The sequence below is a fragment of the Brasilonema octagenarum UFV-OR1 genome (assembly GCF_963888615.1).
Classification (GTDB): Bacteria; Cyanobacteriota; Cyanobacteriia; order Cyanobacteriales; family Nostocaceae; genus Brasilonema; species Brasilonema sennae.
Genome location: NZ_CAWPKW010000050.1, coordinates 81,404 through 96,637 on the forward strand (window position 1 = coordinate 81,404; position 15,234 = coordinate 96,637).

Below are 15,234 nucleotides of genomic sequence, written 5' to 3' on the forward strand. Positions count from 1 at the left end.
CATGTCAATCAGCCAATTCATGGCTTCGTTTACTGATGTTGTTCTGTTAGTAAGCGCTAGTGGTCTGTTTATTGTCTGCCTATTTTTTTTAATTGAATGTACTGCGGCTCTATTGCGAATAACTTCTGATATTAATAAAGACAATAGCCAAGATCTCAAAGTGAGTGTCTTGGTTCCCGCCCACAATGAAGAAATTGTTATCGGCTCAACAATCGAAAAACTGTTGCCAACCTTAAACAGACAAGATAGTTTGGTTGTTGTTGCTGACAATTGTAGTGACACAACAGCAGAGATTGCTCGTGCCAAAGGTGCTACAGTTATTGAGCGTCACGATCTTGAGCGAAAAGGCAAGGGATACGCCTTAGATTACGGCTTACAGTTTATGGAGTCGGCTCCTCCTGATGTGGTTGTGATTGTTGATGCTGACTGTACAGTCGAACCAGATGCAATTTCACTGTTGAGTCAGCGTGCGATCGCCTTGAGGGCACCTGTCCAAGCCACCTACTTGATGAGTAGACCGAAAAACTCACAGTCATCAAAAGACTTTGTTTCACAATTTTCTAACATCGTCAGGAATTTAGTTCGTCCCCGTGGATTAGCACGCTTGGGACAATCCTGCCCGTTGCTTGGCACAGGTATGGCTTTCCCTTGGACAGTGATTCGTTCAGTTAATTTAGCCAACTCTCACCTTCTTGAAGATTTAAAACTAGGCTTGGACTTGACTTTAGCTGGACACAGACCAGTGTTTTGCCCAGAAGCAAAAGTCACTGGATATTTACCACAGCAGTCGCAGGCTGCCAAAAGTCAGAGAACTCGTTGGGATCACGGTCATTTACAAATCATGCAGACCTATGTCCCCATCTTGCTTAAACAAGCAGTGTTTCAAAAAAGGTTCGACTTGTTGGTGAGCGTTCTGGATTTATGTGTGCCACCTTTATCCCTACTAGTTCTGATTTGGTTAGTGCTAATGGCACTTTCTTTGGTTTTTGGGATTTTGGAAACATCTTTGATGCCAGCAGTTATTGTTGGCACAGCTGGACTTTGTTTCCTCATTGCAATCCTAACAACTTGGGCTAAGTTCGCTCGACAAGACCTTCCTTTGCGCGAACTTTTAACTGTTCCTTTTTACATTCTCTGGAAAATTCCAGTTTATTTCAAGTTTTTAGTCAAGCCTCAAAGCGTGTGGGTTCGTACCGAAAGGGATTCAGTTAATCCAACAGATTCTTAGTTGAGTTCTTAAGGTGAAGTTGCTAATTCGTGTCCATGAACGGTATCTGAATTTACAAAAAAGCTATTTTCAGTACCCCTAAATACTAAAAATTAAAAATTTGTACTTAACTAAAAATGCTTTTTGATAGCTAGCAACTTGGGTTATTATACAAAGCGTTGAGACTATAAACGTTATGAATAAAATTCCAAAAAATAGTCTTTTGCTAGTAAATTCAGTTCCGCTTCGGGAAATAGACGGTCAATTGGGGTTGGATGACCAAACCTGCGCAGGTTTGGTTCGCTGGGCAGAAAATTTTGAGCGAGTTGTGATCGCTGGTCCTTCCTTACCAGAACACATAGCTGTAACAAAAGAGTCTTCCACTGCTAGAACAGTATGGCAACCACTCACAGATTTGCCATGTGCAGACCAACTAGAATTTGTACCACTGCCCTACGCGTATAAGTTGCGAGACTTTACAAAGGTATATGCAAAAACACGTCGCTTATTACAAGAAAAAATACACCAAAACCAGTATCTTTGTTTCGTAATAGCTCGACCTATTGGAGATTGGGGAGGAATTGCTGCTTTGGAAGCCATAAAGCTAGGACGACCTTATACTGCTTGGTTAGATCGCGTTGAGTATGAGGTCATCAGTCGAACGTTGCAAAGTTTGCCTCTGGTGAGCCGCACTAAAGAATTTTTGCAGCTACCATTGATGAAACGCTATCAACAATACTTGATTCGTCAAAGCAGCCTAGGACTTTTTCAAGGGCAAGATTGCTATCAAGCATATTCACCTTTTTGCAAACAGCCCCATTGCATTTACGATGTTCATACAAAAAAGTCTGATCAAATTGACGAATCAAGCATAGACCTCAAAATCGAGTCATTAAAGTCTAATGAACCTTTACTGATTTGCTATGTCGGACGAGCAGCTGACATGAAAGGACCATTCGATTGGCTACATATCATACATCGGATTTGTCAAGCTGGTGTTAATGTCAAAGCCACTTGGGTTGGAGATGGACCACTTCTTTTGAAGATGAAGTCGTTAACTCAAGAGTTGGGTATTGCTGACCATGTTAATTTAGTTGGGTTTGTTGATGACCAAACCAAAATTTTGCAGACGATGAGAGAAAATCACATCTTTCTTTTCTGCCATAAAACACCAGAATCACCTCGGTGCCTGATTGAGTCAATAGTCTCCGGTTGTCCTATTGTCGGTTATGATAGCTCCTATTGCCAAGATCTCGTCTCTCGATATGGAGGTGGTGCATTTGTGCCCATGAACGACTGGCAAAAACTGGCTGACTTAGTTATTGAACTGAATTTAAATCGAGCAAGATTAAGTAGGTTGATTCAATCGGCTGCACTATCTGGTCAGTTTTTTGATGAAAAAACTGTTTATCAGCAGCGAAGTGACCTAATTCAGAAATATTCAGGATTCACTTTTTAAATGTTTAACTAGCCGACATATTTTATGATGACATGTATTTAGTATTAAATAAAGAAAGTAAAACCCGCGTATAGCAATATACAGTTGTGAAAAAATATCTAAGAATTGCTGAAAAAGCTTTTATTGTTTTAGGCTTATCTTTTTTATCCGGCGTATTTGGTGTAGATTCTCTAGGTCTTGTCCTGTCAAGCGCAGTTGTCACATTTATTAGATTCTTTGTTTGGGGAATGTCAACCCTTCTGGTTGCTGTCTTCTGGAAAAACACAATCATTACATGCAGAAACAACATATTACTTTGTATATTAAGTGTCATAGCTCTGCTATCATTCTTCTGGTCAGAATTTCCAGACTTTACGTTATTTAATAGTAGAGATGTCTTGATGATGACCTCGTTTAGCTTATACTTTGCTACACGATTTAATCAGAAACAGCAGGTACAAGTCATCGCCAATACTTTATTGATCGGATGTTTCTTAAGTATAATTGCGGCTTTTGTGTTACCTTCCGTTGGTATACATCAAGCAAGTGATGCAATGGTAAGTCATCCGGGAGCATGGAAGGGAGTATATGGACACAAAAATAACTTTGGAAGCATGATGGTTTTAAGCTCAGTAACATTTTTTACACTACCAAAAGAAAACTCTTTTTTATACAAATGGTTTGGTTTTGGTTTTTCGCTCGTATTGATGCTGCTTTCAACTTCCAAAACTTCTCTTGTTCTCTCTTTTGTACTTATTTTTATAATAATGTTTTATAAAAATTTTCGTTGGCATGGAAAAATAAGCGTCATTTTCACAAACATTGGAGTTCTTCTTCTAGGATGTATTATCGTACCACTTTTAACTTATTGGGTAGAACTCTTGACTGGTTTAGGAAGAGACGCAACTTTTACTGGAAGGACACCCATATGGACTTATGCACTAGGTAGATTAATGGAAAGACCATTATTGGGTTACGGGCGTGGTGCATTTTGGGCACCGAAAAGTCCGTATGCAATCGAAGCAGGTCAAGCACTAGGTACTGGTTGGGTTGCACCTCATGGCCACAATGGTTTTCTTGATATAGCACTTGATCTTGGGTTGATTGGTTTTTTACTTTTTTTAACTATTTATTTTACAGCCTTTGTTCGCGCATTAAAACAAGGTTACGCAACGAAAAATCTAGAATATCTTTGGCCATTAGCTTATCTCACTTTCCTGAGCATTAATAACGTGACAGAAAGTATTTTGTTACGTGGAGAAAACGTGTATTGGACTTTGTTTATAACAGTTGCTTTTACTTTGAGCCAACGAAAGACTGTTCAACCAATTAATATTCCGAACCAGAAAAACTATCTGCATGTTACTTAAACTTGTCTAAATAGATAATAATTACAGGAGGTCTAGCTTTGCAATCTATTGGAGTTGTTGTCATCGGACGCAACGAAGGAAATCGTCTGCAAGCGTGTTTGCGATCAGTGATAGGAAAAGGAACAAGTGTAGTCTACGTTGATTCAGGCTCCACAGATGGAAGTGTAGCACTGGCTCGCTCCCTTGGTGTCCATGTTATCGAACTCGATTTGTCTATTCCGTTCACTGCAGCCCGTGCTAGAAATACAGGGTTTGAACACTTATTACAAATACAACCAGAGTTAGAATTCGTCCAGTTTGTGGATGGAGACTGTCGGGTTGTAGAGGGATGGTTGGAACGTGCTGTAAATGAATTAGTTGCGAAACCTGATGTTGTGGTCGTATGTGGGCGACGTCGAGAAGAATTCCCAACTAACTCTATTTATAACCGCCTGTGCGACATTGAGTGGAACACCCCAATAGGTGAAGCAAAAGCCTGTGGAGGTGACTCCATGATGCGAGCGATCGCATTCAAAAAGGTGGGAGGTTTCAATCCAACATTAATTGCAGGAGAAGAACCAGAACTGTGTGTGCGACTGCGTCAGGCTCGTGGCAAAATTTTACGTATTGATGCAGAAATGACATCACACGACGCCCAAATCACTCGTTTCCGACAGTGGTGGAAACGAGAGATTCGCAATGGTCATGCTTATGCTGAGGGGGCTTGGCTACATGGTGGCAGTCCCGAACGCCATTGGGTGAGAGAAAGTTTAAGAAGTTGGTTATGGGGTTTACTTTTGCCTGTGTTGACCCTTGCTAGTTTATTGCCAACTCGGGGATTAAGCATACTATTACTATTAATAGCTTATACTTTGTTAGGTTACAGAGTGTATCGACTGGCACGGTTTAAAGGGTTTGAGAAAAAAGATGCTCTTTTCTACGCCCTGTTTTGTGGTGTGTTAGAAAAATACCCGAAATTATTGGGTCAAATCCAATTTCACATCAATAGATTGTTGAAGCGACAGCGCACCTTAGTCGAATATAAAAGCGCGCCTTCAGTCAGTTAAGCTCATCTCTGTTTTACCGTATATTGGTATCTATAGTTACGCGCAATGTTTAACGAAAATCATGGCAAAATTAACTTACAAAACACTTAGTTTTTTGATTTCATAAAGTATCAATGGTAACAAAACTTAAATCAGCCGTCATTGGCACAGGGGCAATCTCCAAAGAACATCTCAGTTTTATTTCCAAATCTGAACGCGCACATCTAGCCAGTGTTTGCGACCTTTCAAAAGTCTCTGCTAAATATGCAGCCCAACGCTTCGGTGCAGACTCAGCTTACACTGATTACCGCCAGATGCTCGATGAAGTTAAGCCTGATATTGTACATATTCTGACTCCGCCTCACACACACAAACGGATTGCCAAGGACTGCTTAGAAGCTGGTGTACACGTGTTCTGTGAGAAGCCTATTACACCGACTTACGATGAATTTAAAGAACTTTGGACTTTTGCACAGTCTCACAATCGTTGGGTGATTGAAAATCAAAACTACTGTTTTAACGAACCAATCCTTGCGATTGAGAAATTAGTTGCAGATGGGACTTTGGGTGAAGTCCAGGAAGTTGAAGTCCGGATAGCACTTCCGGTTCGCGATGGTGGAGCATTTGCAGACGAAAACCTGCCTAATCCCATTCATAAAATGCCGGCAGGGGTCATCCATGATTTTATGACACACTTGTGCTCCATGACAGTACGCTTTTTACCAAAATTTGAACGCGTCAGCGCTGCATGGAGTAATCATGGTGGTGGAGACTTGTTCCGGTATGATGACCTTGATGCGATCGTCATCGGAGGCTCGGCACACGCTCGGATTCGATTCAGTTGTCACACACCACCTAAGACTTTTACCGTTACGGTACGAGGTTCAAAAGGCTATGCAGAAACTGATTTGTTTCAGCCGCATTTGCGTTGTGTCATACCTCGCGCTGGAGAACAACTCTCTCCGCTGATCAATCATTTTTTGAATGGATGCGATTTGATTGGAGCATCATTCACGAATTTTCGTAACAAAATTATGCAACAAACGACATATGAAGGTATTCATCGACTTTTAGACAAAACCTACGAAGCAGTCATCGACGGTAAGGAACCACCAATCAGTTTTGAAGATATGGAGCGTACACATCACTTAATTAATGCCCTACTATTGGAGGTGAATCACGTATGAAATTATTGATAACAGGTGCGTCCGGTTTTCTCGGACAATATGTTGTTGCCCAAGCACTACGACAAGGACATAAAGTACGTGCAGTTGTGCGACCATCTAGTGATGAAAAGCGCCTAGCATGGCACAATCACCCAAATGTAGAGCTGATCCGTATCGATTTGCGTTCGCCCAATGGTATTGTTGACGCCCTCCAAAGTGTAGACGCAGTCATCCATTTGGCAGCCGCAAAAGAAGGCGACTTTTACACACGCTTTGCTGGCACAGTCATTGCTACTGAAAACTTGCTCAATGCCATGCTTTCAGCTAATGTGCTGCGGTTGGTTGATATTAGCACTTTCTCGGTGTACGATTATCTTCGCACAACCTCTGGCACAACAATCACGGAAGATACACTCGTAGAGTGCGATCCTCTTGAGCGGGATGAGTACGCCCAAACCAAGATTCTTCAAGAAGAACTTGTTCGCGAATTTGAGCAAGAACACAAGGCACAGGTGACAATTGTTCGTCCAGGATTAGTTTATGGACGAGATAACCTCTGGAGTACCCTGCTTGGAGGAAAATTAAGTGGCAATTTGTGGTTGCGAATCGGGGCTTATGCAACGATGCCATTGACATATGTCGAAAATTGTGCTGATGCGATTGTCAGCGCAGTAGAACGTGAAGAGGCTATTGGTCAAACTTTGAATATCAATGATGACGATTTGCCCACCCAAAGAGCTTATGTCAAGGAACTCGCGAAACGCAAATACTCTTTGCCCCGGATGATTCGGATCAATTGGACATTGATGCGGGCGATCGCCTGGTTATTCTGGATCTACAACAAAAAAGTGCTGAATGGGCAAGCAAAGCTACCTGGCATATTCAACCCAATCATACTGGATGCTCGGTTTAAGTTATTTAGCTACAGTAATGCCCGTGCCAAAAAAGTTTTGAACTGGAACCCCAGGTATTCACTGAACACCGCACTTGACCGCAGTTTTAGCAATACTGAATTGTTGCAGGTATCGCAGCCGACACCCTCGTTGCAACCTTTAGGAAGCTGAATACCATGCGTATAGCTTACCTAACTGGTGAGTATCCCAGAGCAACAGATACTTTCATCCAGCGAGAAGTCACAACTTTGCGAAAAATGGGGGTGGACGTCCAGACATTCTCTGTTCGCCGAACAGGGGATGAACATATAGTGGGAGAGGAACAGAAGTTAGAGCGCGATCGCACCTTCTACATTCTTCCCCCCAATTTCATCAACTTACTGCTAGCGCACCTCAATTTACTCCTTGCTTCCCCAAAAAAATACTTGCAAGCAATCAAGCTCGCATTCTCAACCAGCCAACCGGGGTTGCGAGGTGGGTTCTATCAATTATTTTACTTTTTGGAAGCAGGCATCCTTGCCAAACAAATCAAACAAAGACAAATAGTACATCTACACAACCACATTGCAGAAGCTAGCGGTACCGTAGCCATGATCGCCGCTGAAATGGGCGGTTTTACTTATAGCTTCACCTTGCACGGTCCTTATATTTTCTTCCGTCCACATCAATGGCGACTTGACGAGAAAATCAAACGAGCGTTGTTTGTTTGTTGTATTAGTCATTATGCTCGCAGTCAAGGAATGATATTCGCATCCACCGAAAGGTGGAATCGAATGCATATCATTCATTGTGGTGTGGATCCAGCTTTATTCGATGTCGTTTCCCATAACGACTCAGGAAAACGCTTGCTTTTTGTTGGACGACTGGCTGCAGCGAAAGGTTTACCTATTTTACTAGAAAGTTTGGTTACTTTAAGGCGATCGCATCCAGACATCATATTAACAGTCGTAGGTGATGGTCCAGACCGTCAAAATTTAGAACTTTTGACAACTCAGTTGGGATTAAATCAGAATGTCAATTTCGTTGGCTATAAATCCCAAGCTGAAGTACGCAATTACTTTCAGCAAACAGATATTTTCGTAATGTCCAGCTTTGCTGAAGGGATACCAGTTGTACTAATGGAAGCAATGGCGGCTGGTGTACCTGTGGTAGCCACCCAGATTGCAGGCGTCAGTGAGTTGGTAGAAGATGGTGTGAATGGGTATCTTGTTCCACCTGGAGATACTGTTACCTTGACACAGCGCATCGAAAAGTTACTGAATGATGAAAAACTTCGAGCAGCATTTGGTAAAGCAGGTCGAACCAAAGTAGAAAAAGACTTTAATATACACCATGAAGTTGCACGACTGCATCGTTTAATGACTAGCGCCTTGCAAGGAAAACTAGAACCTATTCGTCCTGATGATCAACAAAAGCAAGTTTTTCTGAACGAATATCAGATCGTAACAACATCTGGTTACGAATCTAGTAACCCTCCTTAAAACAGTGAACACTGAACAGTGAACAGGAACTGATAACTGGTAACTGGTAACTGGTAACTGTTAAAAAGGTAGCGCTAATATCATCCAAAAAATATTTCCCAATGCTTTTGTAGAAATGAACCCCAAAGTCTCATCAACAACTTCAACAGCTTCAGCATCTAAGCCCAAAGAGTATTTCTATTTTCTTGATGCCCTACGGGGTATTGCAGCTTTATGGGTAGTTTTATTCCATGCTCCTTTAGATGAGCGTATTGCCTTATTAACCAGCTCCTTGCCCCACTGGCTTGTCGTTGGCGTCTTTGAGTGGGGTGGCTTAGGTGTAGCCATCTTCTTTGTTCTAAGTGGTTTTGTGATTGCGCACTCGCTACGTGAGGCAAAGATTGACTTATCCTACTTTGGACGTTTTAGTTTGCGTCGTCTTGCTCGACTAACTCCACCGTATTATGTCTCAATTGTCGTTGCTCTAGCTTTTGCATTCCTATCTTCCCATGTCAAAGGTGAGGCGTTTGCGCCAGGAAAGGAGCCTTTATCTTTCCCGAGATTGCTGACACATCTATTCTATTTACAAGATATTTTTCGACTTCCACAGATCAACGAAGTTTACTGGACATTGTGTATAGAAGTACAGTTCTATTTAATCTTTTGTGCACTGTTAGGATTAGCACAGTGGCTTAATTCTTCGTGGAATTTACGTTATGCTCGATCAGTTGTATTTGTCCCTGCTGCAGTCCTTGCTGCTCTTTTTCCTATAGGTCTGCTTGGAGATAATAGCAGACCTTTTTTCTTTTTGCCGTTATGGTATGGATTTTTGCTAGGGGTGTTTGCTTACTGGTCATGGCGTGATAAGTTGAAGCCTATCTTGTTTTACTCTTATTCAGCGCTGTTGTTGGCTGCTGGAGTGGTAAAATCAACACAATTTACTATTGGGTGTGTGATTGTCGCCGTACTCATACTCGAAGTTGCACGAGCCAATCGCATGCAAGTTTGGTTAAAGTGGCGAGGGCTACAATTTCTTGGTCATATTTCCTACAGTCTGTATCTGACCCATAGTGCTATCTACGGAGCAGCATTTTTCCTCGGTATTAAACTGCTTCACAATAGCGCTTTTAGCCAAGGGTTTTCTTTATTACTAGGAATCATTGCTAGTGTTGGCTTTGCCGCCCTTATGTGGGAATTGGTAGAAAAACCATCCATCAACTTGAGCCAAAAGGTCAAGCTTGTAAAGAAGAAGGGCGTTATTCGTGTATGAAGTTAAAGTAGCCATACTATATTATCAGAAAGTGCATCACTCGCTCTATAAGAACTACAAATCATACCTAATTTATGAAATAAATTATGACATCTCTAAAAAAGCTTGCTATCCGTGGTGCAATCTGGACAATTATTGGTTTTGGAGGGATTCAAATCCTACGGTTTGGGAATAATTTGATTCTAACTCGCTTGCTTCAACCAGAAATTTTTGGTTTGATGGCTTTAGTCACGACCCTAAGAGTTGGTCTTGAGTTATTCTCAGACGTTGGCATTGCTCAAAATATAATTAATAGTAAACGAGGTGATGAACCTGCTTTTTTAAATACTGCTTGGACTATACAAGTTATTCGTGGTGTTGTCATTTGGATTGTTTGTTTACTTGTTAGCTTTCCAATGGCAAATTTTTACAATGATCAACGCTTAGTGTGGCTGATTCCTATCAGTTTATTATACGCAATTTTTGATGGATTTAGCTGTACTAGCCAACATACTCTTCATCGCCGGATGGAATTAGGTAAACTTGCTGTATATGACCTATTATTGCAAGCAAGTTTTTTGTCTACCTTATGTATCTTGGTTTGGCGCTATCCAACTGTCTGGTCTTTAGCTGTTGGGATGGTGATAGGAGCAATATACAAACTAGTTAGCAGCTATTGGTTAATACCAAAATACTCCAATCGCTTTGCATGGGAGCCAGAAGCTGTTAAAGAAATTCTATCCTTTGGCAAGTGGATGTTCATTGCATCAGGACTGATGTTTGCAGCTGAACAATCTGATCGCCTGGTTTTGGGTAAAATCCTGTCACTTGAAATGCTAGGCGTTTATACAGTAGCCTATACCCTAGCAAGCATACCCCGAGAAGTTATTAAACAACTTAGCTATAAAGTCATTTTTCCTACAATTTCCCAACAAGCTGACTTACCAAGGTCAAGTTTGCAAGCAAAAATTATCCGTCAACGGTGGGTGATTCTAATAGGGTGTGCGATTGGATTAGCAAGCTTGGTTACTGTTGGTGATTTAATTATTACTGTACTGTATGACAAAAGGTATGCCGCAGCTACTTGGATGATGCCAATTTTGTGCAGTGGCATCTGGTTTTCTCTACTGTTTTATACTATAAGTCCTGCTCTATTGGCAATTAGCAAGCCCTTATATTCAGCTCAAAGTAATTTTGCTCGATTTGGAATAATTACTCTAGGTGTACCTCTGGCATATTACAGTTTTGGGGAACTGGGGGCAATTATCGTGATTGCACTCAGCGATTTGCCTTTGTACATAGTCAATCTTTATGGCCTTTGGCAGGAAAAACTTACTTGTTTTGCTCAAGATATTCAAACTACCGCATTTTTTATAGCTATACTTGCTTTATTTTTAGTCATTCGGAATTATTTGGGGTTTGGTTTACCAATTAAAACACTGCTTGGAAGCCATTTATAAAGTAAATCTTTAAAATATTTTGTAGGTTGGAAAGTGCCCGTATCGGGGATTATACCCAACAAGTCTACTAAATGTTGAGTTCCACTTGGTTCCACTCAACCTACAAAGTCTTGATGTTTACTTTATAAATGAGGATATTTGGTAAAGACAAAAGTTAATATCTTGATTAGAGAATCAAACAGCAGTATCCTTAGGAATCAACTAGGTTCTTTCCCAATGTGGCAGGCAACTTCACTAGCGATAAGCCCGCTAGCTTTAGCTTGTGCGTATCGTAGCAGTGGATGTGGAGCCACAAAAGTTGTGTACTAGTAAACAATTCTTGGCTGATTATATCTTGGTCATCAGCAAAGGCTGGATATGATCGTAAGCGTTTAAAAAGTTTTGAGCGCAAGCTCTTGCCAGTTAACATAGTTTATCGGTTAACAATCGCGTTGCAGTGTTAATATCCAGCAAATATCCCTGAATCATGATATGAACGTCTTGAAATACCATATAGCTTTATGCCCTTCATGTGATTTAGAAGCGATCGCCCGAAATGCCCAAGCAGGAAAAAATCCTAGGCATGCAATATGGGATTTGACTCAGCTTTTGGGGGCAACCATTCATCAACCAGCAGGTGAGCCAGTCCTGCCCATAGATAAAATGCGTGCAAGGATTATTGGTCGTCCTGAACACTGGGCTTTAGCACGCAAGTTATCCTCACAGCTTCAAGAGGATGATGTTATATATTGCACTGGTGAAGTCATAGGCTTTCCAATTGCCGCACTTTGCGGTGCTAGACACAAGCGACCCAAAATTATTGTTTTTGTTCACAACTCTAATCGACCACGAACTTCTCTAGCATTGAACTTGTTTCAACTAGCTGACCGAATTGATTTATTTGTCACACACAACGCTAATCAGGCTGAATTCCTTAGTCACTACCTGCATTTAAATCAAAACCGAGTTTGTCTATTACCTTCAGTATGTACAGACCTATCGTTTTTCACACCAGGATCGGTTTCACCAAACAAGTCGCGTCCAATTATTGGTAGTGGAGGTTTAGAGAAACGGGACTATGCAACTCTAGCTGATGCCACTAAAGACTTAGATGTCGATGTGAAGATTTGTGCTTTTTCACCCAGCACAAGAGCACCAAGAGGAGCATTTCCAAAAGTCACACCAAGTAATATGTCGTTTCGCTTTTACGAGTGGTGCGAGTTATTGCAGCTTTACCGGGATTCTGACATAGTTGTTTTAAGCCTTCTTGAGAATAATTTTAACGCTGGACTCACCACTGTGTTTGAAGCAATGGCTTGTCGGCGACCTGTAATCATCACTCGCTCACCAGGAATGATTAGTGATCTGATTGATTCAGGTGTTGCTATTGGTGTAAATCCTCATGATCCAATAGGGCTCAAGCGAGCAATTCAGGATCTTTTAAACAATCCTCAAAAAGCTGAAATGTTGGCTCACAGAGGCTATGAACTGGTACATAACCAACACAATCATGATAAGTATGTTCAAGTTTTGGGGACAACATTTCTTTCTAAATTTGGAGATAGAAAAAACTTCTCAGGCTCATTAAGGGAAATAGAACATTCTAAATGATGAATTCAAAATAATTAATCCCCATATCTTCCTGCGCTTGATTGATAAGGTACGCCATTATCAATGATTTGTGAACTTTGTAAAGTACGTGGCTCTAAGTAGGTAAGCACAAAAAAAGAACTACATAAAAAATATACAGTGGTCTAAACCATTGGGATTGCAGCTCATGATGGCTACTTAGGGCATATTTCCGATTAGGGAACTCCAAAAAATAAATTATCCAGTTTCTGGACTCAAAACGATTTTTCCTCTACCTGCTCCTGTGCTCCAGTGCTCCCTACCCTCCAAGCAATGGGATGTTTTTTTATTTGGAAGTCGTTTCATCGTCGCCTTCATCGCAGCCCGCCCCATAGACTCCAAGCGATGGGATGTTTTTTTTATTTAGAAGTCCCTTAGAGGGTGCGATACGCACAAGCTAAACCAAGCGGGCTTATCGCTTTTGCGCGCCTTATACCCCACTGTGCAGAGCACAGGGTCGTCCAAACCGGAGATTTGGGGAGAAAGTTTTCGCAAAAGTTAACCTTCTGGACACATAGGGGCAATTGCGCTCGTGATTGTTTTTGTATTAATTATCACAAAGACAGAAAAACTCAAACAAAATTTATGTCCGTGGACTGAAATTGTGTGCTGCTTGTTGAGAAGGAATTAGGTTGGGCGGAACGCAGAACTTAAAATATCCCCACGAGTTTATTCTTGGATCAAGTTATTTGAATGACGACAGTTCTACGGTAGCTAACCTGCCCTAGGGAACTGTCCGTCCCTTTGTGCTTTAATCTTTGTAAAAATTGTCCTTTAGATGTATATTATTACTAGTAAAGAAAATATGCGTAAAATTACTTAACTTTAACTTTAACTTTTTATTAACCGTGGAACATCTACTGGAAGCTTTAGGACAAATTTTCCAAGACAAGCCCCTTGGTTCCATTCAGCGGTTTGTACTTGATCAATCATTACTAGGAAAAACTTACGGTGAAATGGCCAAAGGCTCAGGCTACGCTAGCGACTACATAAAGGAAGTTGGCTCCCAGTTGTGGCAAGACCTTTCAGAGGCACTTGGCGAAAGAGTAACCAAAAAAAATCTGCATCTAGTTTTGAGTAGATTCCAGCAAGACAACGTTGTTGTGCACAACAAGCCGCCTCAACAAGAGTTTCAAGCACATTATGATGCACAAAAAACTTCGCTAGATTTAGTTAGAGTAAGCAAGGCAGACTTTCCAGGTGGCCCAATACCCGTGGCTTCTCCTTTCTACGTCCATCGCCCTCCGCTTGAAGAACTTGTTTGTGCAGAAATCATGCAACCTGGTTGCTTGATCCGTATCAAAGCACCCAGAAAGATGGGCAAAAGTTCGTTGCTCAACAGGATGATTTTTTACGCTAAAAAACAGGATTATAAAACTGTTTATTTAGACTTTCAAGAAGCTGATGAAGGCGTTTTTGCATCGATAGAGAAGTTTTTGCGTTGGTTCTGCATCAATGTCAGTAGGCAGTTGAACCTGCCCCCCAATCTGGATGATTTTTGGGACGCCGAAATGGGCAGCAAGGTAAGCTGCAAAATCTATTTCGAGGGGTATGTGCTGCAATGTATCGAGAATAGTGCAGTAGTCTTGGCTTTGAATGAAGTCAATCGAGTTTTTGAACACCCCAATATTGCTCAAGACTTTTTGCCAATGTTACGATTTTGGCATGAGGTGGCAAAACAAGATAGCATCTGGCAAAAATTGCGTTTAGTGGTGGTTCATAGCACAGAAATCTATATCCCGCTTAAGCTTAACCAATCTCCTTTCAATGTTGGGTTGACAGTCTCCCTACCACCATTTACTCTCAAGCAAGTACAGAATTTAGCACAATGCTATGGAATAGATTGGGCAGCAAACGAGCAAGGGGCAGGACGGCTGACACCGTTACAAACAATGATGGGAGGGCATCCCTATCTGGTGAGTCTTGGGCTTTATCATATTTCTCAAGAGGGCGTGACGCTAGAGGAGTTATTACAAACAGCTGACACACTCGGTGGAATTTATAGTCAACATCTCAGAGAACTCTTAGCCCTACTGCAAGCTGATCCACAACTAATATCAGCTATGCAAGAGGTTGTGATGAATAATGAGACAGTGCAGTTCGATGCGATCGCTGCTTACAAACTAGAAAGCATGGGTTTGGTTCAACTAGACGACAATCAAGCAAAACCAAGTTGTGAGTTGTATCGGCTTTTCTTTACCCAACAGCTTGGAAAGCAAAATTGTACTAGAAATTATTTTAAGTCGTTAAAGGAAGAACAACGAGAATCCAATTACACAAGTCAGACTGATGCCCTAAGTCAATTCCTGCTATTCAAAACCTAGACAACTTATAACAGAGGTTTGAATTGACACTTTC

General features: G+C 41.3%; 11 protein-coding genes. All 11 read left to right on the forward strand.

Going from position 1 to position 15,234, the window contains the following annotated elements; all coding sequences use genetic code 11:
* Window position 1 precedes the first annotated feature (1 nt).
* Complete coding sequence (locus AC5590_RS03730) at window positions 2-1,228, forward strand: glycosyltransferase family 2 protein (protein WP_169263083.1); 1,227 nt, start codon at window positions 2-4, stop codon at window positions 1,226-1,228.
* A 175-nt stretch (window positions 1,229-1,403) separates the two neighbouring features.
* Complete coding sequence (locus AC5590_RS03735; protein ID WP_169263084.1) at window positions 1,404-2,666, forward strand: glycosyltransferase; 1,263 nt, start codon at window positions 1,404-1,406, stop codon at window positions 2,664-2,666.
* A gap of 86 nt (window positions 2,667-2,752) precedes the next feature.
* Window positions 2,753-4,015 carry an O-antigen ligase family protein gene (locus tag AC5590_RS03740; RefSeq protein ID WP_169263085.1) on the forward strand — a complete coding sequence of 421 codons (1,263 nt, stop codon included), beginning with the start codon at window positions 2,753-2,755 and terminating at the stop codon, window positions 4,013-4,015.
* Between the two features lie 38 nt (window positions 4,016-4,053).
* A complete protein-coding gene (locus AC5590_RS03745) occupies window positions 4,054-5,061 on the forward strand; it encodes a glycosyltransferase family 2 protein (protein ID WP_169263086.1) in 1,008 nt (335 codons plus the stop codon).
* Window positions 5,062-5,174: 113 nt separating this feature from the next.
* The gene (locus AC5590_RS03750) at window positions 5,175-6,227 is read left to right on the forward strand and encodes a Gfo/Idh/MocA family protein (RefSeq protein WP_169263087.1); all 1,053 of its coding nucleotides are present in this window, start codon (window positions 5,175-5,177) and stop codon (window positions 6,225-6,227) included.
* The gene (locus AC5590_RS03755; protein WP_169263088.1) at window positions 6,224-7,270 is read left to right on the forward strand and encodes an NAD-dependent epimerase/dehydratase family protein; all 1,047 of its coding nucleotides are present in this window, start codon (window positions 6,224-6,226) and stop codon (window positions 7,268-7,270) included. The genes AC5590_RS03750 and AC5590_RS03755 overlap by 4 nt, the downstream gene beginning before the upstream one ends.
* 5 nt (window positions 7,271-7,275) lie before the next feature.
* A complete protein-coding gene (locus AC5590_RS03760) occupies window positions 7,276-8,580 on the forward strand; it encodes a glycosyltransferase family 4 protein (RefSeq protein WP_169263089.1) in 1,305 nt (434 codons plus the stop codon).
* A 115-nt stretch (window positions 8,581-8,695) separates the two neighbouring features.
* A complete protein-coding gene (locus AC5590_RS03765; protein WP_169263090.1) occupies window positions 8,696-9,829 on the forward strand; it encodes an acyltransferase family protein in 1,134 nt (377 codons plus the stop codon).
* Window positions 9,830-9,915: 86 nt separating this feature from the next.
* Window positions 9,916-11,268 carry an oligosaccharide flippase family protein gene (locus AC5590_RS03770; protein ID WP_169263091.1) on the forward strand — a complete coding sequence of 451 codons (1,353 nt, stop codon included), beginning with the start codon at window positions 9,916-9,918 and terminating at the stop codon, window positions 11,266-11,268.
* A gap of 471 nt (window positions 11,269-11,739) precedes the next feature.
* Complete coding sequence (locus AC5590_RS03775; RefSeq protein WP_246163038.1) at window positions 11,740-12,858, forward strand: glycosyltransferase family 4 protein; 1,119 nt, start codon at window positions 11,740-11,742, stop codon at window positions 12,856-12,858.
* Window positions 12,859-13,724: 866 nt separating this feature from the next.
* The gene (locus tag AC5590_RS03780) at window positions 13,725-15,200 is read left to right on the forward strand and encodes an AAA-like domain-containing protein (protein ID WP_246163037.1); all 1,476 of its coding nucleotides are present in this window, start codon (window positions 13,725-13,727) and stop codon (window positions 15,198-15,200) included.
* The last annotated feature ends 34 nt before the right edge of the window (window positions 15,201-15,234 follow it).

Excerpts from the sequence above, each read along its gene's own strand:
- AC5590_RS03730 (WP_169263083.1), top strand. The coding sequence starts at position 2 with ATGTCAATCAGCCAATTCATGGCTTCGTTTACTGATGTTGTTCTGTTA.
- AC5590_RS03735 (WP_169263084.1), top strand. The coding sequence starts at position 1,404 with ATGAATAAAATTCCAAAAAATAGTCTTTTGCTAGTAAATTCAGTTCCG.
- AC5590_RS03750 (WP_169263087.1), top strand. The coding sequence starts at position 5,175 with ATGGTAACAAAACTTAAATCAGCCGTCATTGGCACAGGGGCAATCTCC.
- AC5590_RS03755 (WP_169263088.1), top strand. The coding sequence starts at position 6,224 with ATGAAATTATTGATAACAGGTGCGTCCGGTTTTCTCGGACAATATGTT.
- AC5590_RS03760 (WP_169263089.1), top strand. The coding sequence starts at position 7,276 with ATGCGTATAGCTTACCTAACTGGTGAGTATCCCAGAGCAACAGATACT.
- AC5590_RS03765 (WP_169263090.1), top strand. The coding sequence starts at position 8,696 with ATGAACCCCAAAGTCTCATCAACAACTTCAACAGCTTCAGCATCTAAG.
- AC5590_RS03770 (WP_169263091.1), top strand. The coding sequence starts at position 9,916 with ATGACATCTCTAAAAAAGCTTGCTATCCGTGGTGCAATCTGGACAATT.
- AC5590_RS03775 (WP_246163038.1), top strand. The coding sequence starts at position 11,740 with ATGAACGTCTTGAAATACCATATAGCTTTATGCCCTTCATGTGATTTA.